This is a genomic window from Streptomyces sp. NPDC005435, from assembly GCF_040703155.1.
Taxonomy (GTDB): Bacteria; Actinomycetota; Actinomycetes; order Streptomycetales; family Streptomycetaceae; genus Streptomyces.
In genome coordinates this window covers 630,642-655,015 of sequence record NZ_JBEXEQ010000001.1, presented here as the reverse complement: position 1 = coordinate 655,015, position 24,374 = coordinate 630,642, and the positions used below count along the sequence as shown (strand labels likewise).

General features: G+C 73.7%; 17 protein-coding genes and 1 tRNA gene. 10 read left to right on the top strand and 8 right to left on the bottom strand.

The features are described from left to right. Positions 1–334 precede the first annotated feature (334 nt). Complete coding sequence (locus AB0898_RS03040) at positions 335–883, bottom strand: MarR family transcriptional regulator (RefSeq protein ID WP_366801025.1); 549 nt, start codon at positions 881–883, stop codon at positions 335–337. Between the two features lie 147 nt (positions 884–1,030). Here AB0898_RS03040 and AB0898_RS03035 point away from each other — a divergent pair, with 147 nt between their 5' ends. Next, positions 1,031–2,290 (top strand): MFS transporter, encoded by a 1,260-nt coding sequence (locus tag AB0898_RS03035; RefSeq protein WP_366801055.1) that lies wholly within the window; start codon positions 1,031–1,033, stop codon positions 2,288–2,290. A 6-nt stretch (positions 2,291–2,296) separates the two neighbouring features. Here the strand turns inward: AB0898_RS03035 and AB0898_RS03030 are convergent, their stop codons facing one another. Together AB0898_RS03030 and AB0898_RS03025 are read right to left on the bottom strand one after the other, a co-directional pair. Continuing rightward, the gene (locus AB0898_RS03030) at positions 2,297–3,991 is read right to left on the bottom strand and encodes a SpoIIE family protein phosphatase (RefSeq protein ID WP_366801024.1); all 1,695 of its coding nucleotides are present in this window, start codon (positions 3,989–3,991) and stop codon (positions 2,297–2,299) included. A 129-nt stretch (positions 3,992–4,120) separates the two neighbouring features. Then, positions 4,121–5,497, bottom strand: a complete 1,377-nt coding sequence (locus AB0898_RS03025) for an NAD(P)/FAD-dependent oxidoreductase (protein ID WP_366801023.1) — start codon at positions 5,495–5,497, stop codon at positions 4,121–4,123. Between the two features lie 374 nt (positions 5,498–5,871). On the opposite strand from AB0898_RS03025, the gene AB0898_RS03020 reads away from it, so the two are divergent. Continuing rightward, positions 5,872–6,573, top strand: coding sequence for a helix-turn-helix domain-containing protein (locus AB0898_RS03020; RefSeq protein ID WP_366801022.1), 702 nt, complete (start codon positions 5,872–5,874; stop codon positions 6,571–6,573). 600 nt (positions 6,574–7,173) lie between these two features. Then, positions 7,174–9,138 carry a sigma-70 family RNA polymerase sigma factor gene (locus AB0898_RS03015; protein ID WP_366801021.1) on the top strand — a complete coding sequence of 655 codons (1,965 nt, stop codon included), beginning with the start codon at positions 7,174–7,176 and terminating at the stop codon, positions 9,136–9,138. A gap of 18 nt (positions 9,139–9,156) precedes the next feature. On the opposite strand, the gene AB0898_RS03010 is transcribed toward AB0898_RS03015, so the two are convergent. Continuing rightward, entirely contained in the window at positions 9,157–11,241 is a 2,085-nt protein-coding gene (locus AB0898_RS03010) for an asparagine synthase-related protein (RefSeq protein WP_366801020.1), read from the bottom strand. A 756-nt stretch (positions 11,242–11,997) separates the two neighbouring features. On the opposite strand from AB0898_RS03010, the gene AB0898_RS03005 reads away from it, so the two are divergent. The 4 genes from AB0898_RS03005 to AB0898_RS02990 all read left to right on the top strand — a co-directional run bounded on the left by AB0898_RS03005 (position 11,998) and on the right by AB0898_RS02990 (position 17,037). After that, the gene (locus AB0898_RS03005; protein ID WP_018547437.1) at positions 11,998–13,422 is read left to right on the top strand and encodes a hypothetical protein; all 1,425 of its coding nucleotides are present in this window, start codon (positions 11,998–12,000) and stop codon (positions 13,420–13,422) included. A gap of 70 nt (positions 13,423–13,492) precedes the next feature. Beyond that, positions 13,493–14,710, top strand: a complete 1,218-nt coding sequence (gene lhgO / locus AB0898_RS03000) for an L-2-hydroxyglutarate oxidase (RefSeq protein WP_366801019.1) — start codon at positions 13,493–13,495, stop codon at positions 14,708–14,710. Positions 14,711–14,788: 78 nt separating this feature from the next. After that, positions 14,789–15,619 (top strand): tRNA (guanosine(46)-N7)-methyltransferase TrmB, encoded by an 831-nt coding sequence (trmB, locus tag AB0898_RS02995; RefSeq protein WP_366801018.1) that lies wholly within the window; start codon positions 14,789–14,791, stop codon positions 15,617–15,619. Between the two features lie 83 nt (positions 15,620–15,702). Next, complete coding sequence (locus AB0898_RS02990; protein ID WP_407078277.1) at positions 15,703–17,037, top strand: PrsW family intramembrane metalloprotease; 1,335 nt, start codon at positions 15,703–15,705, stop codon at positions 17,035–17,037. A gap of 16 nt (positions 17,038–17,053) precedes the next feature. Here AB0898_RS02990 and AB0898_RS02985 read toward each other — a convergent pair whose 3' ends face one another. The 4 genes from AB0898_RS02985 to AB0898_RS02970 form a co-directional block, all read right to left on the bottom strand. Then, complete coding sequence (locus AB0898_RS02985; protein ID WP_366801017.1) at positions 17,054–18,007, bottom strand: aldo/keto reductase; 954 nt, start codon at positions 18,005–18,007, stop codon at positions 17,054–17,056. Positions 18,008–18,106: 99 nt separating this feature from the next. Then, positions 18,107–19,135: a M23 family metallopeptidase gene (locus AB0898_RS02980; protein ID WP_366801016.1), complete on the bottom strand. Its 1,029-nt coding sequence runs from the start codon at positions 19,133–19,135 to the stop codon at positions 18,107–18,109. A gap of 413 nt (positions 19,136–19,548) precedes the next feature. Then, positions 19,549–19,622, bottom strand: a tRNA-Met gene (locus AB0898_RS02975). A 66-nt stretch (positions 19,623–19,688) separates the two neighbouring features. Further along, a complete protein-coding gene (locus AB0898_RS02970) occupies positions 19,689–20,819 on the bottom strand; it encodes a dihydrofolate reductase family protein (protein WP_366801015.1) in 1,131 nt (376 codons plus the stop codon). Between the two features lie 83 nt (positions 20,820–20,902). Between AB0898_RS02970 and AB0898_RS02965 the strand changes: the two genes are divergently transcribed. The 3 genes from AB0898_RS02965 to AB0898_RS02955 all read left to right on the top strand — a co-directional run bounded on the left by AB0898_RS02965 (position 20,903) and on the right by AB0898_RS02955 (position 23,230). Then, positions 20,903–21,427, top strand: coding sequence for a MarR family transcriptional regulator (locus AB0898_RS02965; protein WP_366801013.1), 525 nt, complete (start codon positions 20,903–20,905; stop codon positions 21,425–21,427). A gap of 366 nt (positions 21,428–21,793) precedes the next feature. After that, complete coding sequence (gene ribA, locus AB0898_RS02960) at positions 21,794–22,426, top strand: GTP cyclohydrolase II (protein ID WP_199588387.1); 633 nt, start codon at positions 21,794–21,796, stop codon at positions 22,424–22,426. 189 nt (positions 22,427–22,615) lie between these two features. Further along, positions 22,616–23,230, top strand: a complete 615-nt coding sequence (locus AB0898_RS02955) for a response regulator transcription factor (protein WP_366801012.1) — start codon at positions 22,616–22,618, stop codon at positions 23,228–23,230. Positions 23,231–24,374 lie beyond the last annotated feature (1,144 nt).

Genomic DNA, 24,374 nt, shown 5'->3' with positions numbered 1-24,374 from the left:
TCCCTTTCCGGCGGTTCCGACTCTATCAGATCCTTTTCAGTGTCTGACCCCCAGTCAGCGGGGTTTGTCTTCCCGGCCTCGCGGCCGTTCCGACGTCTCAAACCTTAGCGGATCAACCCCGGCAGTTCCTAATCGAGCTGCCGAGCTCCATTCGAATTGAATTCGGACACGCCGAAAGCAATCCCAGGGGGAGATCGTGCTGGTGGATTGAGGTGCCGCACCAGGCGGCGGAGTGTTGCGGGAGAACCGTTACGTCTCCGTGCAACCCGAAGAACTTTACGGATCCGCAGGGGGCGAGTCAACCCCCGCTGTCAAGATTTTTTTGAGCGGCAGGTCAGTCCAGGTCGGTGAGCCGGCCGTCGGCGTCCGGCTGGGCGTGCTCCACGCGGCGCAGCAGCCGGGTGAGGACCTCGCCGAGCACGGCGCGCTCGGCCGGGGTGAGGTCCTGGAGCAGGTCCTCCTCGAACACGGTGGCGAGGCGCATCGCCTCCAGCCACTTCTCGCGGCCCTCGGGCGTCAGCTCCACGATGACGCGGACGCGGTTGGACTCGTCGCGCTCGCGGGTGACCAGCCCCTCGCCCACCATGCGGTCGATGCGGTGGGTCATCGCGGCCGGCGTGAGGCCGAGGCGCTTCGCCAGCTCGCCCGGGCCCATGCGATAGGGGACGCCGGACAGGACGAGTGCCTTGAGGACCTCCCACTCGGCGTTGCTGATGCCCAGCTCGGAGGTCTGGCGGCCGTAGGCCACGTTCATCCGGCGGTTCAGCCGGGACAGCGCCGACACGATCTTCTCGACCTGGGGGTCCAGGTCCCGGAACTCGCGCTGGTAGGCGGCGATCTGTTCTTCGAGTGTCGGCTCCGGGACGCCGGGGGTGTCGGCCATGGGCGCAGTATGGCACGCGCTCTCCTTGCTTTGAAGTCCTTCGGTATGTAATCTTTAGCTTCGAACTTTAGCTTTGAAGTCTTCAGTCCTAACTAGTGGGACCGACCGGTGAAAGAGGTGAACGTGACCAGGGCGATGGGGGCGGCGATGCGCCGCATCCACGTGGGGAACGCACTCAGTGCGTTCGGGCTCGGCTTCACGGTCCCGTATCTGTACGTCTATGTGGCGCAGGTGCGGGGGCTCGGAGCGATGACGGCGGGACTGGTGCTCGCCGTCTTCGCCGTGGCCGCGCTGGTCGTGCTGCCCTTCGCGGGCCGCGCGATCGTGCGGCGCGGTCCGCTGCCCGTCCTGCTCGCCGCCCTGGTCCTGGCCGCGCTTGGCGCCCTGGGCCTGGGTCTGGCGGGCAGCGCGGCGACGGTGCTGGTGACGGCGGCGGCGCTCGGCGCGGGCCAGGCCGTGATGCAGCCGGCGCTGGCGACGATGATCGTGGACTGCTCGGAGACGCACACCCGGTCCCGCGCGTTCGCGATGCAGTTCTTCCTGCAGAACCTGGGACTCGGCATAGGCGGGCTGATAGGCGGCCACCTCGTCGACACGACGAAGGTCTCCTCCTTCACCCTGCTGTTCGCGTTCGAGGCGGCGATCTTCCTGCTGCTGGTCGTGGTGATGACGACGGTGCGGATGCCGCGCGCGCCCCACATCACGGACCAGCCGGAGGGCGCGGCCAAGGGCGGCTGGCGGCAGCTGGCCGGCAACCGCGCGATGGTGCAGCTGTGCGTGCTGGGCTTCGTCCTCTTCTTCGCCTGCTACGGCCAGTTCGAGTCCGGCCTGAGCGCGTACGGCGTGGAGGCGGCCGGGATATCCACCTCGACGCTCGGTACCGCCCTGGCGGCCAACACGCTGATGATCGTCGTGGCGCAGTTCGCCGTGCTGAAGCTGGTCGAGCGGCGGCGCCGGTCGCGGGTGATCGCGCTCGTCGGGCTGATCTGGACCGTCGCCTGGGTGGCGGCGGGGTACGCGGGGCTCGGGCACGGCAGCCAGGAGATGGCCACGGCCGCGTTCGTCTCGACGTACGCGCTGTTCGGGCTGGGGGAGGCGATGCTGTCGCCGACGCTCGCCCCGCTGGTGGCGGATCTGGCGCCGGAGGGCAGGGCCGGTCAGTACAACTCGGCCTTCGCGCTGGTCAAGCAGCTCGCGCTGGCCATCGGGCCGGCGGTGGGCGGTCCGCTCGGGGCCTCGCTGCACGCGCCGTACATCGTGACGTTCGTGCTGTTCTCGCTGGCGATCAGCGTGCTGGCACTGCGGCTGGGGCGACGGCTCACGGCCGCGCAGGACCGGCCGTGGTCGCTCGCGCAGAGCCGGGTGGTGGCCCGGGGCAAGGCGTCGGCGGAGTCCGTCAGCGCCTGATCCCCGTCAGCGCCTGATCCCCTCGGCTCCTGGTCCCGGCGCGGGCTCACCCTTAGAGAGCAGGAACTCGCACCAGACCGCCTTGCCGCCGCCCGGTGTCTTCCGGGCGCCCCAGGCCGAGGCGATCGTGGCCACGATGTCGATGCCGCGGCCGGACTCGTCGGCGGGTTCGGCGCGGCGGCGGCGCGGGAGGTGGTCGTCGCCGTCGGTCACCTCGATGATCAGGCGGCGGTCGGTGCGGCGGAGCCGGAGCCGCATGGGCGGGACACCGTGCTGGAGGGAGTTGGCGACCAGTTCGCTGGCCGCCAGGACGCCGAGGTCGTGCAGTTCGACGGGGAAGCGCCAGCTGGTGAGGACGCCGGAGGCGAAGGCGCGGGCGCGCGGGGCCGCCTCGATGCCGCCGAGCAGATCGAGCGCGGCGTTGCGGAAGAGGTCGCCCTCGGGGCCGGTGCGGGCGGGGTGCTGGAGGACCAGGACGGCCACGTCGTCGTCGTGGTCGGCGGTGACCCCGGCGGAGCGGACCAGCCGGTCGCAGACGACCTGGGGGCTGCCGGTGGCTCCGGCGAGGGCGCGTTCCAGGGCGGCGATCCCCTCGTCCAGGTCCTCGTCGCGGCGCTCGACCAGTCCGTCCGTGTAGAGGACGGCCGTGGAGCCGGGGCCGAGGGGGACCGAGCCGGAGGCGTGCACCCAGCCGCCGGTGCCGAGCGGGGGTCCGGTGGGCTCGTCGGCGCGCAGCACGGTGCCGTTCTCGTCGCGGACGAGGATCGGGAGGTGGCCGGCGGAGGCGTAGACCAGGCGGCCCTCGTTGGGGTCGTGGACGGCGTAGACGCAGGTGGCGATCTGGTTGGCGTCGATCTCGATGGCCAGGCCGTCGAGGAGCTGGAGCACCTCGTGGGGCGGCAGGTCGAGGCGGGCGTAGGCGCGGACGGCGGTGCGCAGCTGGCCCATGACGGCGGCGGCGCGTACGCCCCGGCCCATCACGTCGCCGATGACGAGGGCGGTGCGGCCGCCGCCGAGGGTGATGACGTCGTACCAGTCGCCGCCGACGGCGGCCTCGGTGCCGCCGGGCTGGTAGGTGGCGGCGACGCGCAGGTCGTCGGGTTCCTCCAGGTCCTGGGGGAGCAGGGAGCGCTGGAGGGTGACGGCGGTCTCGCGCTGGCTGCGTTCGCTGGCGCGCAGGCGTTCGGCGGCCTCGGCGTGGTCGGTGACGTCGGTGGCGAAGACGAGGACGCCCGCGTCGCGGTCGCCGCCCTCGGCGACCGGGGTGCAGGTGAAGGTGTAGAAGCGGCCGTCGACGGCGCGGCGGGACTTCAGGGTGCGGGGGCGGCCGCTGCGCAGCACCTGGTCGAGGAGGGGGAACAGGCCCAGTTCGGAGAGTTCGGGGAGGGCTTCGCGGGCGGGTTCGCCCGGGGTGCGGGTGCCGAAGGCGGCGCGGTAGGCGTCGTTGACGTAGGCGAGGCTGTGGTCGGGGCCGTGGACGAGGGCGACGAGGGCCGGGACACGGTCGAGGACCTCGCGTGCGGGCAGTTCGTCTACGGCGGGGACGAAGGCCGGCTGTCCGTCGGGGCGTCCGGCGCGGGCCGCGGGCACGGAGCCTTCTCCCGGTGGGTTCGGGGACACCGCCTGCACCGCCTGCTCGGTCCGTGCCGCGGCGCGGCGCTGCGTTCCGGGGAGCCGGGCGCTCCAGCGCGTGAAGTTCACAGTGGGGAAAGCCTCGTGTGTGCTGAGTGCGGGCGGATGCCCGGCCGGGGACAGGGGCAGTCTGGCAGGTGGCCGTCCGGGGCGATATCCGTCAGACGCCCCGGTGCCGGGTGGAGTTCCCGGGTCCGGTCAGGACGACCCCTTCGGGTTGCCGGACGGGGGATGCGGGGGAAATCCACCGGCCGCCAGTTCGAACTCCGCGCGGGGGTGTTCGAGCGAGCCGAGCGAGACGACCTCGCGGCGGAAGAGCCCGGCGAGGGTCCACTCGGCCAGGACGCGGGCCTTGCGGTTGGCGGTGGGCACCCGGGCCAGGTGGTAGGCGCGGTGTATGAGCCAGGCGGGGTAGCCGGTGAGCCGGTGTCCGTACACCTGGGCCACGCCTTTGTGCAGGCCCAGGGAGGCGACGGAGCCGGCGTGGGTGTGCGCGTAGGTCTCCAGGGGTTCGCCGCGCAGGGTGTGGACAAGGTTGTCGGCGAGGACGCGGGCCTGGCGTACGGCGTTCTGGGCGTTGGGGGCGGTCTCGGTGCCCGGGTCGGCGGTGACGTCCGGTACGGCGGCGGCGTCGCCCGCGCCCCAGGCGTGCGGGGTGTCCTCGACGGCGAGCTCGGCAGTGCAGCGCAGCCGGCCTCGGCCGGTGAGCGGCAGGCCGGTGGCGGCGAGCAGGGGGTGGGGGCGGACGCCCGCGGTCCAGACGAGGGTGCGGGCGGGGAAGCGCTGGCCGTCGCTGAGTACGGCGGTGCGGCCGGCGCAGGACTCCAGGCGGGTGTCCAGCAGGACGCGGATGTTACGGCGGCGCAGCTGGGTGACGGTGTAGCGGCCGAGCTCGGGGCCGACCTCGGGAAGGACGCGCCCGGTGGCCTCGACGAGGATCCACTTCATGTCCTCGGGGCGGATGCCGGGGTAGTAGCGGGTGGCGTGGCGGGCCATGTCCTCCAGTTCGGCGAGGGCCTCGACGCCCGCGTAGCCGCCGCCGACGAAGACGAAGGTGAGGGCGGCGTCGCGGACGGCGGGGTCGCGGGTGGAGGAGGCGATGTCGAGCTGTTCGATGACGTGGTTGCGCAGCCCGATGGCCTCCTCGACGGTCTTGAAGCCGATGCCGTGCTCCGCGAGGCCGGGGAGGGGCAGGGTGCGGGAGACGGAGCCGGGGGCGAGGACGAGTTCGTCGTAGCCGAGGAGTTCGTCGGGGGCGTCGTGCTCGGCGGTGGCGAGGGTGCGGACGGCGGCGGTGCGGGCGGTGTGGTCGAGGGAGGTGACCTCGCCGACGACGACGCGGCACCGGTCGAGGACGCGGCGCAGCGGGACGACGACATGGCGGGGCGAGATCGAGCCCGCGGCCGCCTCCGGCAGGAACGGCTGATAGGTCATATAGGGGTCGGGGCTGACGACGGTGATCTCGACATCGCCCTGTCTGAGCTGCGGTTTCAGCTTCCGCTGGAGTCGCAGGGCGGTGTACATCCCGACGTGGCCGCCGCCGACGACCAGAATGCGCGCGCGTTCCTTCACCATCCCATGACGCACCCGGCGCCTTTGTTTGTCCACAGCCTTGGCTATTTGTGTGACCGGAAGACGGTGGTGCGTCGCGCCGGACGCGCCGTCCGGACGGGGGAATCGGAGTGGTGCCGCCGGGTCCCGGGAGCGGTGGTGAAGGTATGGAATCCGGACATAGATGGCTCGTACTCCGATCGGGGGCGCACTGTGCGGAACCTACCCCTTCTGAATTGACGCCCTCTCAACTATGTTCATGTGTCGACGGAGTGCGGGGAGTGTGGCCGAACGGGGCCCGCGCGGAACGGTCCCGCCCGGGACCGAGCCGGTTCCGCGTACGTCCGGCATCAGTGGCGGGGAGTCTCCGGGGGGAGACGTCATCACCGGGGGAACACATGCATCTTCAGGAAACGCACTGGTCGGCCGCGTCCGTCGTGACGCCCGGCGGCAAACGCGGGGACGGTCCGCGCTCCGCTCCGCTCCGGGTGGACGCGCAGCGGAATCTGGAGCACGTGCTGCGGGCGGCGCGTGAGGTCTTCGGCGAGTCGGGGTACGGCGCGCCGATGGAGGACGTGGCGCGGCGCGCGCGGGTCGGGGTCGGCACGGTGTACCGGCGCTTCCCCAGCAAGGACGTGCTGGTCCGGCGGATCGCCGAGGAGGAGACCGCGCGGCTGACCGAGCAGGCGCGGGCCGCGCTCGGGCAGGAGGACGAGCCGTGGTCGGCGCTGTCGCGCTTCCTGCGGACCTCCGTGGCGTCGGGCGCGGGCCGGCTGCTCCCGCCGCAGGTGCTGCGGGTGGGGGTCGCGGACGACGAGGCCCGGGTGCCGCAGCAGCGCTCGCAGCCGGTCCCCGGTTCGGGTGAACTCCGGCTGGTGGCGGACGAGTCCACGAGCGTGGCCGCGCTGCTCGACGTGGTCGGCCGGCTGGTGGACCGCGCCCGCGCGGCGGGTGAACTCCGCGCCGACGTCTCCGTGGCCGACGTCCTCCTGGTCATCGCCACGGCGGCGCCCTCCCTGCCGGACCCGGCCCAGCAGGCGGCCGCGTCGGCCCGGTTGCTGGAGATCCTGCTGGAGGGACTGCGGTCCCGCCCGGCGTAGGTCCCGTACGACGCGACACCGGGTCCGGTGAGTGCACCGGGCCCGGTCCGGGGGCGGAGGGCCGCGGGGCGTCGGACGACGCGCGGCGGCTGCTTGGGCGGCGCCGGGGTCCCGGCGGGCGGGCCGTGTGCCCCCTCCCAGGCCGGCGGGGACGCTGTACGCCACGGACGCGCCGGTCCTTCGGGGGCGAACCCGCGTCGCGGCGGCTGCCGTCATCCCGGTCGCCGCGACGACAGCGGGACCGCCGGGGCACCCTGCCCGCCGGGGCACCCTGCCCGCCGGGGCACGCGGGACCGCCGGGACACCCCGTCCGCAGGGCCGGGTCCGGCCGCACCGGCCCCCCGCACCACCGCCGTCGGGCTCCCCGCGCCGCCAAGCCGTGGCGCCCCCGCCCCACCGCCGTGGAACCCACCGCAACCCCGCCCCGCCGCATCGGCAACGCCCCTACGTGAGCGTCCCGTTCGGATTCTGTTCGCATGGCGTGGGGATAATCCGCCCGGACGAGTGACGGGTCGGACGAGTGGCCCAGGGGTGTAAACCTTTGTGGCACCCTGAGCCGGTACGGATTCGGCTGTGCCGGGCATCGGGGGATTTTCGGGGATGAGTGTCGACGGGTGGGACGGCGCGCGCGGTGAGGGCGACGCGGAGGCCGGGGGGCTGACGTCGCCGCAGGTGCCGAGCCAGGGCGGGCGTGGTCCCGGGGCCGAGCAGCCGCGCCAGGCCGAGTCCGCCGAGGCGAGTCTGCCCGCCCAGCGTGAGGGCAGCGTGCTGCCGCCCCCGCGTGACCTGCCCCCGGCCGACATGCCGCCCGCCGACAGCGAGCTGATCGAGCGGATGCGGGCCGGCGACGACTCGGCGTACGAGGAGCTGTACCGCCGGCACGCCGACGCGGTGAAGCGCTACGCGCGTACCTGCTGCCGTGACGGCCACACCGCCGACGACCTCACCGCCGAGGTGTTCGCGCGGATGCTGCAGGCCGTGCGCGGCGGTTCGGGCCCCGAGTACGCGGTGCGCGCCTATCTGCTGACCTCCGTGCGCCGGGTCGCCGCGCACTGGACCAAGTCGGCCCGGCGCGAGCAACTGGTCGACGACTTCGCGGTGTTCGCGCAGCAGTCCGCCCGTTCCTCCGAGGTGTCCGACGACGACACCCTGGAACTCGGCGCCGACGTACGGGCGATGCACGAGGCCGAGCAGTCGATGGCGATGCAGGCGTTCCGCTCGCTGCCCGAGCGCTGGCAGGCGGTGCTCTGGCACACCGAGGTGGAGGACGAGTCGCCGAGCGACGTGGCCGTGCTGTTCGGCCTGGACGCCAACGGCACGCGGGTGCTGGCCAGTCGGGCCCGCGAGGGCCTGAAGCAGGCGTACCTCCAGGCGCACGTCAGCGCGAGCCTGGTGAGCGACGAGGAGTGCGCGCGCTACGCCGACCAGCTCGGCGGGTACGCCCGCCGCAAGCTGCGGGTGCGCGCGGAGCGGGGGCTGCGCAAGCACCTGGAGGAGTGCGCGAAGTGCCGGCTCGCGGCCGCGCAGATCCAGGAAGTGGCGAGCGGTATCCCGGCGGTCGTACCGGTGGCCGTCATCGGCTGGTTCGGTGCCGCCGGCTACGCCAAGGCGCTCGGCGTCATCGCGGGCGGCGCGGGAGTCGGCGCGGCGGGTGCCGCCGCGGCGGCGACCGGGGCCGGTTCCGGTGGTGGCGCGGGCGGTGGCGCGGCGGCCTCGGAGGGGCTCGGCGCCCCGGTGAAGGCCGGTATCGCGACCGGTGTCGTGGCGGTGGCCGCCGCGGCGATCGCGCTGGCGCTGGTGAACGACAGCCACCCGACGCGGGAGGTCGCCAAGCCCTCCCCGTCGCCGGTGATCCAGCAGCCGCAGACCCCGAAGCCCACTCCCAAGCCGGAGAAGCCGGAACCCGCCCCGGTGGTGGCCGCCCCGGCACCACCCCCGCCGCCCGCGCCGAAGCCGACCCCGACCCCGACCCCGAAGCCCGTGCCCAAGCCGGCCCCGAAGCCGAAGCCCACCCCGAAGGCCCCCGAGCCCACCCCCAAGCCGACGCCGAAGCCCACCCCGCCCCCGGCGAAGCCCACGCCGAAGCCGACGCCCAAGCCGACCCCGAAGCCCACGCCGCCGCCCGCGCCCGAGGTCTACGAGACCAACGCGCTGAACTACGACCTCACCGGCGACGGCACCGAGCCCGAGGTGCGCCTCGGCGACAGCAGCTGGGTGTGGCGGCGCTACGACCTGTCGATCGGCGGCACCCACTACTCCCCCGGCATCACCGTGCGCGGCGACTCCTCGGTCACCGTGGACCTCAACCGTCAGTGCACCTCGTACGACGCCCTGGCCGGGGTGGACGACCTGAACCTCACGCACGGCAAGGTGGCCTTCTCCGTGTACGCGGACGGGGTCCGGCTGTGGCAGTCCGGCGCGGTGGAGGCCGGGGACGCGGCGGTGCCGGTGCATGTGGACCTGACCGGGCGCAGGACGGTGCGGCTCGTGGTGGAGCAGCGGGGCAACACCTTCGAGCAGGTGGCGTTCGCCGACTGGGCGCGCTCCCGGTTCACCTGCCGCTAGCGGCCGGCGGCCCCCGCCTCACCTGCCGCTCGCGGCTCCCAGGGCGCCCCGCTGCGGGTCGATGCCCGCGGGGACGGCGCGGGCGCGGGCCGGGGTGCCGGTCCAGCAGCTGCCCCGGCGGGCGAGCAGCCGGCCGAGCCAGAGTTCGACGGAGACCAGGTCGGCGAGGCCGTCCAGCGGGAGGGGTTCGCCCGCGGCGGCCGAGCGCACCGCCTTGCGGACCACGCGGGCCTCGACCAGGCCGGCGTCCGCGAGCAGCGGGGTGGCGAAGAGGTCCACGAGCGAGTCGGCGGCGACGCGCAGTCCCGTACGGGCGGCGGCCGCGCCCGCGGCGTGCGAGGGGGCGCCCCAGCCGGGCGGGAGGTCGGTGACCCCGGCGCCGTCGAGGACGGTGCGCAGGACGGCGGCGCGGGCGCCGGGCTTGACCCGCAGGGCCTCGGGCAGGGCGCGGCAGGCGCGGACGACCTGGTTGTCGAGGAAGGGCGCGTGCAGCCGCTGGGAGCGGACCTCGGCGGCCTGTTCGAGGACGCGCAGGTCGGCGGCGTGCCGGGCGAGGACGGCGGCGGCGCGGAACTCGCCGGGGCGCAGCCCGGGTCCACCGGAGGCGCGGTCCGCCCCGGACTGCAGAAGAACCGATACTTCAGCCAGTGCTTCCCCGGTCAGCCACCGCGCCGCCGGGCCGGGTCTCCCCCAGGTCAGCGCGGCGAGGGACGCACCGACCGCCCCCTTGGGTTCGTCGAAGCCGCGCCGCATCAGCCGCTCGGCCAGCGCCTCCATGCCCGTGCGGTACGGCGTACGGGCCAGGCGCCGGGCGGCGCCGTAGACCCGCGCCGGGACCAGGACCGAGCCGTCGGCGCGGGTCAGCGCGGCCACCGGGCGGACCAGATGGCGCCGTCTGCGGTCCAGGAGCAGGTCGGCCAGGCGGGCGGGGTGGGCGTCGAGGACCTGGCGGGCGCCGTGGCCGGTGAAGTGGTCGGCGCTGCCCGCCGCGAGCCGGGCGCGGTGCCGGGCGGCGGTGACCAGGGAGGGGCCGGGTTCGTCGGTGAGGGGTCCGTCGAGGTCGGCGTAGGGGAGGGTGTCCTCGCCGCCGGTGACGACCACGTGGTGCAGGCGCGGGTTGGCCGCGAGGGCGCCGGCGCGCTCCAGTTCGGCCTCGCGGCCGCCGACGGCCAGATCGTTGAAGGTGACGGCGAGGAGCCGCTCCCCGGCGCCGGTGCCGTGGCCGAGCAGGGTGCCGGGTCTGCCGGGCAGTCCGGCGGCGAGCAGCGCCAGGGTGCCGGAGGCGGGGCCGCCGGAGAGGTCGGCGCCGATGCCGGGCACCGGCATCCCGCGCGCCGCGCGCCGCTCGGCCGGGCCCATGCCGGGCACCGGGCCCGGGTCGAGTCCGGGCACGTGCCGGGGGGCGGCGAGCCGGACCCGTACCGCCTCGATCAGGGCGTCGCGCACGGCGTCCACGGCGTGGGCGGGGTCGGCCGGGGGCGCGGCGACGGCGAGGGAGGCGACCGGCTCGTACCCGGTGATCTCGCGCGCCCCGGCGCGCAGGATCAGCGCATGCCCCGGCGGTACGCGGCGTACGCCCTCGTACGGCGTGGTGTCGCGCAGCGCGGCGGGGATGTCGGGGGCGGCGAGCAGGGAGGCGAGGTGGCCGAAGTCGAGGTTGGCCTCGGTGAGGTCGGCCAGCGGCAGGGCGGCGGTGGCGTAGGAGGTGCCGCCGTTCCAGGGGGCGTGGAAGACGGGGCGGGCGCCGGCGAGGTCGCCGCAGACGGTGATGCGGCGGCCGGCCTGGACGACGGCGGTATAGCTGCCGGGCCAGGAGGTCAGATGCCGGAGCGCGCCCCCGCGCGCGGTGAACAGGCCCCGGCGCAGTTCGTCGTCGGAGGCGCCGCAGATGCCGAGCACCGCGATGCGGTTCTGGGCGTCGCCCTGGACCACGCGCACCTCGTCGGGGCGCCAGTCGCCGACCGCCCACAGCGGGTCGGGGCCGCCCCACAGCAGCTGGGAGCCGACCGGGTGCGGGGTCTCGTCGTCGTATCCGGCGGGGTCCACGGCGCCGGGTCCGAGGCCACCCGTCGCGGCGCTGCTCCACCCCACCAACCACCGCATCGACGCCTCCACAGGCTGTGGACAATCAGTGCACCGCACGAACCGGACCCATGCTGCCATGAAGAACGCGCCGGAGAGGGGCGGCGGCGCCGCCTTCGCGCGGGGGAAACCTGAGCGAAACGGCGTGCGGGGCGCGGCGATTGGGGCGGAACGCCAGGATGGCGGCGGCGCGGGGCGGCCCGTGGGTCCTGCGGAAGGCCCTGCGGGAACACGGGGCGTATGCGATGCGAATGCGCCCCTGTTCACTCCCCGAAAACCCCCTGTGCGCCCTCAACTCCTCTGGTGGGAGCGGGGATCAGCGGCCTACAGGGAGGGCGGTTTTCGGCCAAATCGTGGGCGGCGTACGGCGGTTGAGCACGCTCCGTACAGAGCCGCGCGGAGTTCCACGGCCCCGGGGCCGCGCACAGTCCGGGAGGCGGGCATCGCCTCCCGGACCGGTCCGCCACCCGCGGGGATGAAGGTGGCGGTGTCCCCCAGCCCACTGGATTCAGTACAGCGGGCCGACCCACGCGACACCCATGGAACCGCTCCCGAGGTGGCCGGAGAAGAGCGCACGGACAGGCGCACGGCCACACGGCCGGGGGCACGCCGCGACAGGGCGTGCACGGTGCGTACAGGGCCGCACTCCCGTACGGACCGCAATCGCGCCATCCGGAACAATGCCCCTTAACGCTTGGGATGCGGCGAACTACGCTGTGTTTACGAATGCCGCGTGGTTATGCCAGCGGGGCAGCCGTCTGTGTCGAGGGGTGGCGCATGTCCAGGGAGCAACGCGGGCCGAACGAGAAACTCGGCGCCGTTCTCGCCCTCGCGGGAATCAGCAACGCGGGACTGGCGCGGCGCGTCAACGACCTAGGCGCCCAGCGGGGGTTGACCCTTCGCTACGACAAGACGTCGGTGGCGCGCTGGGTTTCGAAGGGGATGGTGCCCCAAGGGGCGGCACCCCACCTGATCGCGGCCGCGATCGGCCAGAAACTCGGCCGGCCCGTGCCGCTGCACGAGATCGGCCTGGCGGACGCCGACCCGGCGCCCGAGGTCGGCCTCGCCTTCCCGCGCGACGTGGGCCAGGCGGTCAAGTCGGCCACCGATCTGTACCGCCTCGACCTGGCGGGACGCCGGGCCGGCTCCGGCGGCATCTGGCAGTCGCTGGCGGGCTCCTTCGCCGTGAGCGCCTACGCCACGCCCGCTTCCCGGTGGCTGATAACCCCCGCCGACAGCTCGGTGGAACGCGAGGCGGCCTCGGCCGAGGGCGCCGGCGCACCGATCAAAGTCGGCCACAGCGATGTGCGCAAACTCCGGGAGGCCGCCGAGGACGCCCGGCGCTGGGACTCCAAGTACGGCGGCGGCGACTGGCGTTCGTCCATGGTCCCGGAGTGCCTGCGCGTGGAGGCCGCGCCGCTGCTGCTCGGCTCCTACTCCGACGAGGTGGGCCGCGCCCTGTTCGGCGCGGGTGCCGAACTGACCCGGCTCGCGGGCTGGATGGCCTTCGACACCGGCCAGCAGGAGGCCGCCCAGCGGTACTACATCCAGGCGCTGCGGCTGGCCCGCGCGGCCGCCGACGTACCGCTCGGGGGATACGTCCTCGCCTCCATGTCCCTCCAGGCCACCTACCGGGGCTTCGGCGACGAGGGCGTGGACCTCGCGCAGGCCGCCCTGGAGCGCAACCGGGGCCTGGCCACCGCCCGCACCATGAGCTTCTTCCGGCTGGTCGAGGCCAGAGCGCACGCGCGCGCGGGCGACGCCCAGGCGGCGGGCGCCGCGCTGAAGTCGGCCGAGGGCTGGCTGGAACGGTCCCGGGAGGGCGACAACGACCCGTCCTGGCTCGGCTTCTACGGCTACGACCGCTTCGCCGCCGACGCCGCCGAGTGCTACCGCGATCTGAAGGCACCCCGCCAGGTGCGCCGCTTCACCGAGCAGGCCCTCTCCAAGCCGACCGAGGAATTCGTCCGCTCGCACGGGCTGCGCCTGGTCGTCTCGGCGGTGGCCGAGCTGGAGTCCGGCAACCTGGACGCGGCCTGCGAGCAGGGCGTGCGCGCGGTGGAGGTGGCCGGGCGGATCTCCTCGGCGCGCACCACCGAGTACGTCAAGGACCTGCTGCACCGCCTGGAGCCGTACGGCGACGAGCCGCGCGTGGTGGAGCTGCGCGAGCGGGCGCGGCCGCTGCTGATGGCGCCGGCGTAATCGGCTGCCCGTCCCTGTCGGCCGCGTTTGAAGCCGTTGTCAGTGGCGCAGTGCACTATCGAGTCGGGAGGTGGTGCAGGTGCGGACGGGCGCGTACGACTGCGATGTGCTGGTGGTCGGTGGCGGCATCGTCGGACTGTCGACGGCGTACGCGATCACCCGCGCCGCGCCGGGTACGCGGGTGACGGTGCTGGAGAAGGAGCCGGGGCCCGCCCGGCACCAGACCGGGCGCAACAGCGGGGTGATCCACAGCGGGATCTACTATCGCCCCGGCTCCCTCAAGGCGCGGTACGCGGTGCGGGGCGCGGCCGAGATGGTCAAGTTCTGCGCGGAGTACGGCATCCCGCACGCGGTCACCGGCAAGCTGATCGTCGCCACCGAGCGCGCCGAGCTGCCCCGGCTGCACGCCCTGGTGCAGCGCGGCCGGGAGAACGGCATCGCGGTGCGGGAACTGGGCGCCGCCCAGATCGGGGAGTACGAGCCGGAGGTGCGGGGCCTGGCCGCCATCCACGTCGGCACGACCGGCGTGTGCGACTACGGCGCGGTCGCGCGGCAGCTGGCGCGCGCCTCCGGTGCCGAGATCCGCTACGGCGCGCGGGTGGTCCACATCGACCGGCGCCCGGAGCGGGGCGTGGCCGTGCTGACCGCGTCCGGTCAGGTGGTGCGCGCCCGCGTCCTGGTGAACTGCGCGGGGCTGTACAGCGACGAGGTGGCCCGCCTCGCCGGTGACGAGCCGGACGTGCGGATCGTGCCGTTCCGGGGGGAGTACTGGGAGCTGGCCCGGCCCGAGCTGGTGCGGGGCCTGGTCTATCCGGTGCCGGACCCGGCGTTCCCCTTCCTCGGGGTCCACCTGACCCGGGGCATCGACGGCGAGGTCCACATCGGCCCGAACGCGGTCCCGGCACTGGCCCGCGAGGGATACGGCTGGGGTGTCGTACGCCCCCGTGAGCTGGCCGGCACCCTGGCGTGGCCCGGCTCCTGGGCACTGGCCCGGCGCCACTGGCTCTACGGCGCCGGTGAGCTGCGCCGCTCGGTGTCCAAGGGCGCGTTCCTGAAGGCGGTACAACGCCTGGTCCCCGCCGTCGCCGAGTCGGACCTGATGCGGGCCCCGGTCGGCGTCCGGGCCCAGGCGGTGGCCCGGGACGGCTCCCTGGTCGACGACTTCCTCCTCCGCGAGACCCCCCGCACGATCCACGTCCTGAACGCCCCGTCCCCGGCGGCCACGGCCTCCCTCCCGATCGGCAGGGAGGTGGCGGGCCGGGCCCTGGCGATGCTGGGCGAGACGTGACCGCCGGGCGGGCGTGACCCGTCACACGAGGCGAGCAGAAAGGACCGCCCCCGTCGAGCGCCTAAAATCGGAGGCACTGTGTCTGACTTCGTGAACGCCCCCGCAGCCGAGCGGCCCGCCATCGACGGGTCGTCCGTTCCGCTGTCCGCCCGGACCTCCCGGAGCAAGGGGGAGCCCCGGTTTCCGGGCGGTCCCCAGGCCGATCCCGCCGGGTCGCACTTCGAGCGGCGCATCCGCAGCTTCCAGCCGCGCCGGAGCCGGGTGACCACCGGGCAGGCCGACGCCCTGGAGCGGCTGTGGCCGCGCTGGGGCATGGACATCGACGGGCAGGGGCTCGTCGATCTCCCGGAGCTGTTCGGGAACACCAACCCGGTCGTCCTGGAGATCGGCTTCGGCATGGGCGAGGCGACCGCGCAGATGGCGGCGGCCGCCCCCGACGTCAACATCCTCGCGGTGGACGTGCACACCCCCGGCCAGGGCAATCTGCTGAACCTGGCCGAGCAGAACGGCCTGTCCAACGTCCGGGTCGGCAACGGCGACGCGATCATCCTGCTCCGCGAGATGCTCACGCCCGACGCCCTCGACGGTCTGCGCGTCTACTTCCCCGACCCGTGGCCCAAGAAGCGGCACCACAAGCGGCGGCTGATCCAGCCCGCGTTCCTGAGCCTGGCCGCGACCCGGCTGCGCCCCGGCGCGGTCGTGCACTGCGCGACCGACTGGGAGCCGTACGCCGAGCAGATGCTCGACGTGCTCTCCGCGCACCCGGACTTCGAGAACACGCAGGCGGAGGGCGGTTTCGCGGCGCGTCCGGCGTTCCGGCCGCTGACCCGTTTCGAGGGCCAGGGACTGGACAAGGGTCATGTCGTGAACGATCTTCTTTTTCGCCGCGTACCCCACCGGCAGCCGTAGCCCCGGGACCGTCACCGCAGGCCGTCCCGCCGGGCCCGAAATTCCCGGCGGTCCGCCGTCGGGTCACCGTTAGGGTCGATGCCGTGGCCACCAGTTCTCCCGTTCCGATAGCCCAGGACCACCCCGGACGCCATCGGCATCCGCACTGGTGGCAGCGCCGCTGGGTGCGTTACGGCGCGCTGAGCACACTGCTCGCGCTGTCCGGTCTCGTCATCCTCGCGCTGGTGCGGCTGCAGACCGGGACCGAGGGGTTCCTGGTGGGGCTGGGCCTCGCGGTGCTGCCGGTGCCGTGGCTGATCGCCGCGTTCCGCTGGCTGGACCGGGTGGAGCCGGGCCCCTGGCGGAACCTGGTCTTCGCCTTCGCCTGGGGCGCCTGCGCGGCCGCGCTCATCGCGATCGTCGCCAACAGCTTCGCCACCCACTGGATCGCCGCGTCCGCCGCCGACCCGGACGACGCCGACACCCTGGGCGCCACACTGATCGCGCCGGTGGTGGAGGAGTCCGCGAAGGGCGCCGCCGTGCTGCTGGTCTTCCTCTTCCGCAGACGGGACTTCACCGGTCTGGTGGACGGCGTGGTGATCGCCGGGGTGACCGCGACCGGCTTCGCGTTCACCGAGAACATCCTCTATCTGGGCACCGCCTTCGGCGAGGACCGGATCTCCGGCGCCGGCGGCATCGTCTCGGTCACCGCCGCCACCTTCTTCGTCCGCGTGGTGATGTCGCCGTTCGCGCATCCGCTGTTCACCGTGTGCACCGGCATCGGCTTCGGCCTGCGCGCGCTCTGCGGCCCGGGGCAGCGGGTACGGCGCGTGCTGTTCCCCGTCGGCGGCTGGCTGCTGGCGATGACGCTGCACGGCCTGTGGAACGGCTCCGCGTCCTTCGGCCAGTTCGGCTTCCTCTTCGTCTACGCCGGTTTCATGGTGCCCGCGTTCGGGCTGCTGACCTGGCTGGCGATCTGGACCCGGCAGAACGAACTGCGCACCGTGCGCGAGGAGTTGCCCACCTATGTGTTCGCCGGCTGGCTCGGCCCGGCGGAGCCGTTCGTGCTCGGCTCGATGCGGGCGCGCCGGGTGGCCCGCGACCACGCCCGGCATCACCTCGGCGGCCGCCCCGCCGCCCGCGAGGTGGCACGGTACGAGGCGTACGCCACCTCGCTGGCGTTCCTGCGGCGCCGGGCGCGCCGGGGCAGGGCCGGGGCGGACTTCCTGACCCGCGAGCACGAGCTGCTGGCCGCGCTGTGGCGGCGCCGCGAGGTGGCCCGGCCCGCGCTGGAGTACGCGGCCCGGGTCACCGCGCCGGCGCCCCGGCCCCCGTGGCCCTCGTACGGCCACCCGTCGGTGCCGTACACGGGCTACGGGTACGGGGGTTACGGCTATCCGTCGGTGCCGTACTCGGGCTACAACCCCTACCGGTCGTAGCCCGCCCGGCGCCGGATCAGGCGGAGGCCTCGGTCAGCCGGTCCAGCTCGTCCTGGGTGAGGCGCAGGCCGGCGACCTGGAGCAGGGCCGGGAGCTGGTCGACCGTGCGGGCCGAGGCGATCGGGGCGACGACGGTCGGCTGGGCGGCGAGCCAGGCGAGGGCGACCGTGGCGACGGGCGCGTCATGGGCGGCGGCCACCTCGTCCAGCGCGGTGAGCACCTTCCGGCCGCGCTCGGACTCCAGGTTCTTCAGGGCGCCCTCGGCGCGGGGGCTGTCCACCTCGGTGCCGGGCCGGTACTTGCCGGTCAGGAAGCCGGAGGCCAGCGCGAAGTACGGCACCGCGGCCAGGCCCTCCCGGGCGGCGAGGTCCTGCAGCGGGCCCTCGTAGGTGTCGCGGGAGACCAGGTTGTAGTGGGGCTGGAGGGCGACGTAGCGGGCCAGGCCCTCGCGGTCGGAGAACTCCAGGGACTCGCGCAGCCGCTCGGCGCTGATGTTGGAGGCGGCGATGTGCCGGACCTTGCCCGCCTTCACCAGCTCGTCGAGGGCGCCGATGATCTCCTCGACCGGCACCTCGGGCTGGTCGAAGTGCGTGTAGTAGAGGTCGATGTGGTCGGTGTTCAGCCGGCGCAGGGAGGCGTCGGCGGCCGCCTTGATGGTGGCGGCGGACAGGCCCTTGAAGTCGGGGTGCTGGCTGACCTTGGTGGCGACGATCACCTGGTCGCGGTTGCCCCGGGCGGCGATCCACTTGCCGATGATGGTCTCGGACTCGCCGCCGGAGTTGCCCTCGACCCAGTTCGAGTAGGAGTCGGCGGTGTCCACGAAGTTGCCGCCGGCCGCCGCGTAGGCGTCCAGGACGGCGAAGGAGGTCTTCTCGTCGGCGGTCCAGCCGAAGACGTTGCCGCCGAGGGCGAGCGGGAACACCTCAAGGCCGGAGGAACCGAGCTTGCGCAGATGAGGAGAGGCAGTCATACCTCTACTCAACGATCACTCGGGCCCCGTCCATTCCGTCCGTCCCGGGAATCGCGCGCCCGTCTCGGGGAGTGAGCCCTCTCAGGGCTCTCAGGGCTCTCAGGGATTGAGCCCCTTGCCGCGCAGCCAGGTCATCGGGTCGATGCCGGTGGCCTGGCCGCCGGGGTGGACCTCCAGGTGGAGATGGGGTCCGGTGACGTTGCCGGTGGCGCCGACGCGGCCGATGACCTCGCCGGTGGCGACCTTCTGGCCGGTCTTGACGCTGATCGAGGACTGGTGGCAGAACCACAGCTCGGTGCCGTCGTCCAGGGTGAGGACGGTGCGGTAGCCGTACGCCCCGGCCCAGCCGGCCTGGGTGACGGTGCCGCCGTGGATGGCCTTGATGAGCGTGCCGGTGGGCGCGGCGAAGTCGAGGCCGGTGTGGTAGCCGGAGGACCACAGCGCGCCGGGCTCCCCGAAGGTGCCGGTGATCGTGTACCCGGAGGTCGGCAGCGTGTACTGCCTGGCCAGCGCGGCCAGCCGGTCGGAGGCGGCCTTCTTCTTGGCGTCGGCCTCCGCCTTCTCCTTGGCGTCGGCGGCCTGGGCGGCGGCCTCCTTCGCGGCCTTGTCGGCGGCGTCGGCGGTCTGCCGGTCGGCCGCGGCGGCCGCGGCGGCGGCCCGGCTGTCGGCCTTGCTCTGCTGGTGCGCGGCCTGGGCGATGATCCGGCTGCGCAGGGCCTCGCCCGCGTCGGAGGACTCCTCGCTCTGCGCGGAGGCCGAGCCGACGGCGCTCAGCGAGGGCGCGGGGGTCTCGGAGCCGTGGTCGAGCAGGGAGTCGACGCCGGGCAGGTCGGGCAGCGCGATGGACACCGGCGGCTTGCCGGTGTTGGCGCTGGCCATGCCGCCCGCGCCGACGGCGGCGATGACACCGACGCCGAGGACGGTGGAGCTGCGGGCGAGCCCGCCGCCGCGCTGCTTGGCGACGCGGTGCCGGCCGCTGCGCGCGGAGGGGAGGGACTGGAGGGACTCCTCGGTGGGGTTCCACTCCTCCCAGGGACCGTCGCCGCGCGGTGCGCCGTAGGCGAAGGTGTCGAAGGTGTCGTTCTCGCCCGGGGTCGGTGCGAAGGGGGTGTGGGGGTCGGACGCCACGGAGGCGCGCTCCTTTCCTGCCTTCGCCTGCTACCGGGTTCGCGGTGGGGGCGATCCCCGCCTTCAAGGGCGTGGGGGAAGTTGTGGGATGCGGCGCGTGCGCACGGAACCGCCTCGGGGGACGGTGGGGACGACCGCGCTGCGTTATCGAACGTTAATAGACCCGGCTATCGGATTCCAAGCCGGTCGGCTTGATCTTTAAGCTTCTTCGGAGCGGACTTAACCGCCAAGCCGGATGCAATAAGGGCGAGTTGACCGGCGATCAGCAGCGAGCGCGTTTTTGATGATGGCTCAGAATCGCTGCGGAGGGAAACCTTTACCTCACGGTGCGTGACGGCGAGGGGGAATGTTCCGGGCCGGAAAACACTCAGGGCCGGAATCCGATGATCTGGATTCCGGCCCTGAGTCTTCAGTAGCGGGGACAGGATTTGAACCTGCGACCTCTGGGTTATGAGCCCAGCGAGCTACCGAGCTGCTCCACCCCGCGTCGTTGTGTCTCAACCATACGTCATGCGCGGGGCCAGATGCACATCCATTCGGCGTGACCTGCGCCTCAGGGCAGCAGATGGCCGTTCGGGGCCTTCGCGGCGGCCTCGTACTCCGGCAGCGTCACCACGGTCACACCCCCGTCCGCCAGCACCCCGGACCCGTCCGCCGCCGTCACGAAGGTGTCCGGCTCGCGCCACGCGGTGACCACCCGGCGTACGCCCGAGCGCAGGATCAGACCGGCGCACGGGACGGGCCGCGAGGCACGGCGGGCGCACGGCTCCAGGCTGCTGTAGACGGTGGCGCCGGGCAGGCGCGGATCGTCCGGGGCGATCTTCGCGAGGGCCGCCTCCTCGGCGTGGACCACCGGGTCGCCCTCGCGCGAGTGGCCGCGCGCCAGCTCGGTGCCGTCGGCGGCGACCACCACCGCGCCGACGCTGAAGGCGGTCTCCGAGGGCGGGCACAGCGCGGCCAGCTCGCAGGCGGTACGCAGCCAGCGGTGGTCGGCGGCGACGGGCAGCGGGCCGGCTCCGGGGGCGGTGGGCTCGTAGCGCATCAGCACCACGTCCTCGATGCGGCGGCTCTCGGTGAGGCGCAGGCGCCCGCCCTGGTAGGCGCCGGGTCCGAAGAGGCGGGGCGCGGCCGGGTCGCCGACGAAGAGCGGGGCGAGGACCAGCTGGAGTTCGTCGGCCAGGCCCTGCTGGAGGAGCTGGGTGTGCACGGTGCCCCCGCCCTCGACCATCAGACGCCGTACACCGCGCTCGTCGTACAGATGCGTGAGCAGGGCGCGCCAGTCGAGGGCGGGGCCGAGGGAGACGACGTCGGCGGTGTCGCCGAGGACGCGGGCGGCGCGTTCGGCGCCTTTCTCGGTGGTATAGACCAGCTTCTCGCCGCCGGTGTGCCAGAAATTGGCCTTCGGGTCGAGGTCGCCGGAGGCGGTGACGGTGACCTTGAGCGGGTACTCCGGCCTGCCCTCGGCCCGGCGGGCCGCGCGGCGCCCGGGCGCGTTGACGAGGAGGCGGGGGTTGTCGGCGCGGATGGTGCCGGCGCCGATCAGGATGGCGTCCACGGAGGCGCGCACCTCGTCCACCCGGTCGAAGTCGGCGGGGCTGGAGAGGAGCAGGCGGTCGGGGCCGGTGTCGTCCAGGCAGCCGTCGAGGGAGACGGCGGCGGACAGCAGGACGTACGGATACGGCATCGGCGCGCTCTCCGGGTGACTCGGGGCCGGGTGACTCGTGGGCTGATCTTGGTTCAAGTTTGAAACAAACCTACACTGGCGGCATGACGACCCGCTGGCTCACGCCCGAGGAGCAGCGCGCCTGGCGCGCCTACCTCGCCGCCTCCCGGCTGCTGGACGACGCGATGGACCGGCAGCTCCAGCAGGACGCCGGGATGCCGCACCTTTTCTACTCCGTGCTGGCCATCCTCTCCGAGGCACCCGAGCGGCGGCTGCGCATGACCGACCTCGCGGAGGAACTGAAGATCACCCGCAGCCGGCTGACGTACGCGGTGACCCGGCTGGAACGGGACGGTCTGGTACGGCGCGAGGACTGCCCCTGGGACCGGCGCAGCAGCCTCGCGGCGCTGACCGAGGAGGGGATGGCCGTCCTGGAGCGGGCGGCGCCCGGCCATGTCGGCACGGTCCGCGCGACGCTCTTCGACCGGCTGACGCCGGAGCAGGTGCGGCTGCTGGAGGAGATCTGCTCGGGGGTGGCGCGGGGGCTCCAGGGCGGGGAGGCGGGGGGCGCGGCGGGGGAGGTGCCGTGGCGGCGGAGGGCTACGCCTTGTGCGGAGCCGCCGGAGTGAGGGGGGTGAGGGGGGCCGGGCGGTGCCGGCCGGTGGCGGGCGGCGCCGGCCTTGGCGGCTGATGCTGGGCCGGTGGCGGCTGGTGTGGGTCGGTGACGGCTGGTGCTGGGCCGGTGACGGCTGATGCTGGGCCGGTGGCGGCTGGTGTGGGTCGGTGACGGTTGGTGTGGGTCGGTGACGGTTGGCGCTGGGCCGGTGACGGCTGATGCCGGCCGATAGCGGGCCGGTGTCGGGCCGCTCACGGACAGTTGATTCAACTTTTAAGCATGGGGTAGGGTCCGGAACCGTACCGCTCTGTTTCAAATCTGAAGCAGCTGGAGCGCGGACGACGGCCACGACGCCGACCGCACGGAACCCGGAGGCCCGATGCCCGACACCCCCGCCGCCACCCCGCGTGCCCGCGTCCGGGTGCCGCTGCGCTTCGGAGACGGCTACGCGGCCGACGCCGAGCTGGTCACCTTCCACGGGCTCACCGACGGCCAGGAGCACCTCGCGCTCGTCCTCGGCGACCCCGGCCCGGTGCCGCTGGTGCGGCTGCACTCCGAGTGCCTGACCGGCGACGTGTTCGGCTCGGCCCGCTGCGACTGCGGGCCCCAGCTGCGCGAGGCGGTCGAGCGGATCGCCGTACGCGGTGGCGTCCTGCTCTACCTCCGCCAGGAGGGCCGGGGCATCGGCCTCTACAACAAGCTCGACGCCTACGCCCTCCAGGACCAGGGCCTCGACACCTACGCCGCGAACGCCGCCCTCGGCCTGCCGGAGGACGCCCGCGACTACACCGCCGCGGCCCAGATGCTGGGCGCACTCGGCATCACCGAGCTGGATCTGCTCTCCAACAACCCCGACAAGGCGGCCCAGTTGCGCGCCCTCGGCATGACGGTCCGGGACCGCGTCCCGACGGGCGTCTTCTCCACGCCCCACAACGTCCGTTACCTGCGCGCGAAGGTTCTCCAGACCGAACACACGCTTCCGCTCGCGGAGTTGGGCGAAGTGGGCGCCTGACGGGACCGCGCGCGTCCGGCGCCGCCCCCGCCTCCGGGACCTCCCCCGGACGGATCACCGGGGGTGCCGCCGCTCGCGGGAGGGACGAGTCTGGGACCGGGCGGCAGCCGCCGCCCGCCGTTCCGCCGCGGCAGGTGACCGACCGATGGCCTCGCCCCACCCACGCTGGAGCGTCCGATGAGCCGAGCCGTGACTTCTCTGGTCGTCGTGTGCGACTGGCCGCTGCTGCGGCTCGGTCTCGCGCAGGCGGTCCACGCGCAGCCCGACCTCGACATCGTCACGTTCGTCGAGAGCGTCGACGACGTGCCCCGGGTGCCGTCCGGCGCGGAGGTCGTCCTCCTCGTCAACCTCCAGGCCGGCGATCAGGTGACCTCCGGCCAGGTCGCCCGGCTGCACCGGGCGGGCCACGCGGTCGTCGTGCTCTCGGCCTCGGAGCCGCAGTCCGACGCGGTGCTGTGCATCAAGGCGGGGGCCCGTGGCTATCTGGGCCGGCGGACCGGCATCCCGGAACTGCTGACGGCCCTGCGCGCCGTCGCCTCGGGAAGCGACTACTTCGGCGCCAGCCTCGCCGGCCGGAGCATCCCCGCGGCCCCTCCCCGCATCACCGGCCGCGAGCGGGAGATCCTCCAGCTGCTGGCCGGCGGCGCGACCGACCGCGAGATCGCCACCAAGCTGAACATCACCGAGAACACGGTGCACACCCACCTGGAACGGCTCCGCAAGAAGAGCGGGTACCGCCGGCGGGCGGATCTGACGCGGCTGGCCCTGGAGTACGGGGTCATCGACACGGGGCCGGGGAAGTGAGGGTGGGTCAGGGGCGGGCGGCGGGGGTGGGTGCCGTGCCGTTCGTATCCGGCGTGCTCGGTGTGTCCGGCGTGTCCGGTGTGCTCGGCGTACTCGGGCGGATGTCGTTCAGGCTGCCGACCACGGTCACGGTCGGGGGGCGGGGTGGCACGGGTACCTCGATGAGGATGGGTACGTAGACGATCTCCCCGTGCCTGAACTCGGCCTTCGCCGAGAGGCGGTAGCACCTGACCGTCCCCGGGTCGCGGCGCGTCGCGTAGCACCGGAGTGTGGTGGGGGGCGTCGCGAGGGGGGTGTGCGGGGAGCCTACGGGAACGGAGGGGACGGAGGGCGCCGAAGGTGCCGAGGGGCCGCTCGCCGTACTGGCCCTCGCCGGCCCGCCCCACCCGCCGGCCGCGCAACAGGCCGCGGTGACCGTGACCACGACCGCGAGGCCCAGACCACGCATGGGCGTCTCCTTCGCGTCGAGCGGACACACCGCACCCCGCGGAGGGGTTCCCCTCTCCGCGAGGCGCGATATCAACGGTCAGCCCTGAGTTCCGCCCTGGGTGTTGCCGGTGCCGCCACCCTGCGTGCCGCCCTGAGTGTTGCCGGTCCCGCCACCCTGGGTCCCGCCCTGGGTATTGCCGGTCCCGCCACCCTGGGTCGCGCCCTGGGTATTGCCGGTCCCGCCACCCTGGGTCCCGCCCTGGGTATTGCCGGTCCCGCCACCCTGAGTGCCGCCCTGAGTGTTTCCGGTCCCGCCACCCTGGGTTCCACCCTGGGTATTGCCGGTCCCGCCACCCTGGGTCCCGCCCTGGGTGTTCCCGGTCCCGCCACCCTGAGTGCCGCCCTGGGTGTTGCCAGTACCGCCACCCTGAGTGCCGCCCTGGGTGTTGCCCCGGCCACCGCCCTGGGTTCCACCCTGGGTATTGCCGGTGCCGCCACCCTGGGTTCCACCCTGAGTGTTCCCGGTACCGCCACCCTGGGTCCCGCCCTGGGTGTTCCCGGTGCCACCACCCTGAGTTCCACCCTGGGTGTTCCCGGTGCCGCCACCCTGGGTCCCGCCCTGGGTGTTGCCAGTACCGCCACCCTGGGTTCCGCCCTGGGTGTTCCCGGTGCCGCCACCCTGGGTCCCGCCCTGAGTGTTCCCGGTGCCGCCACC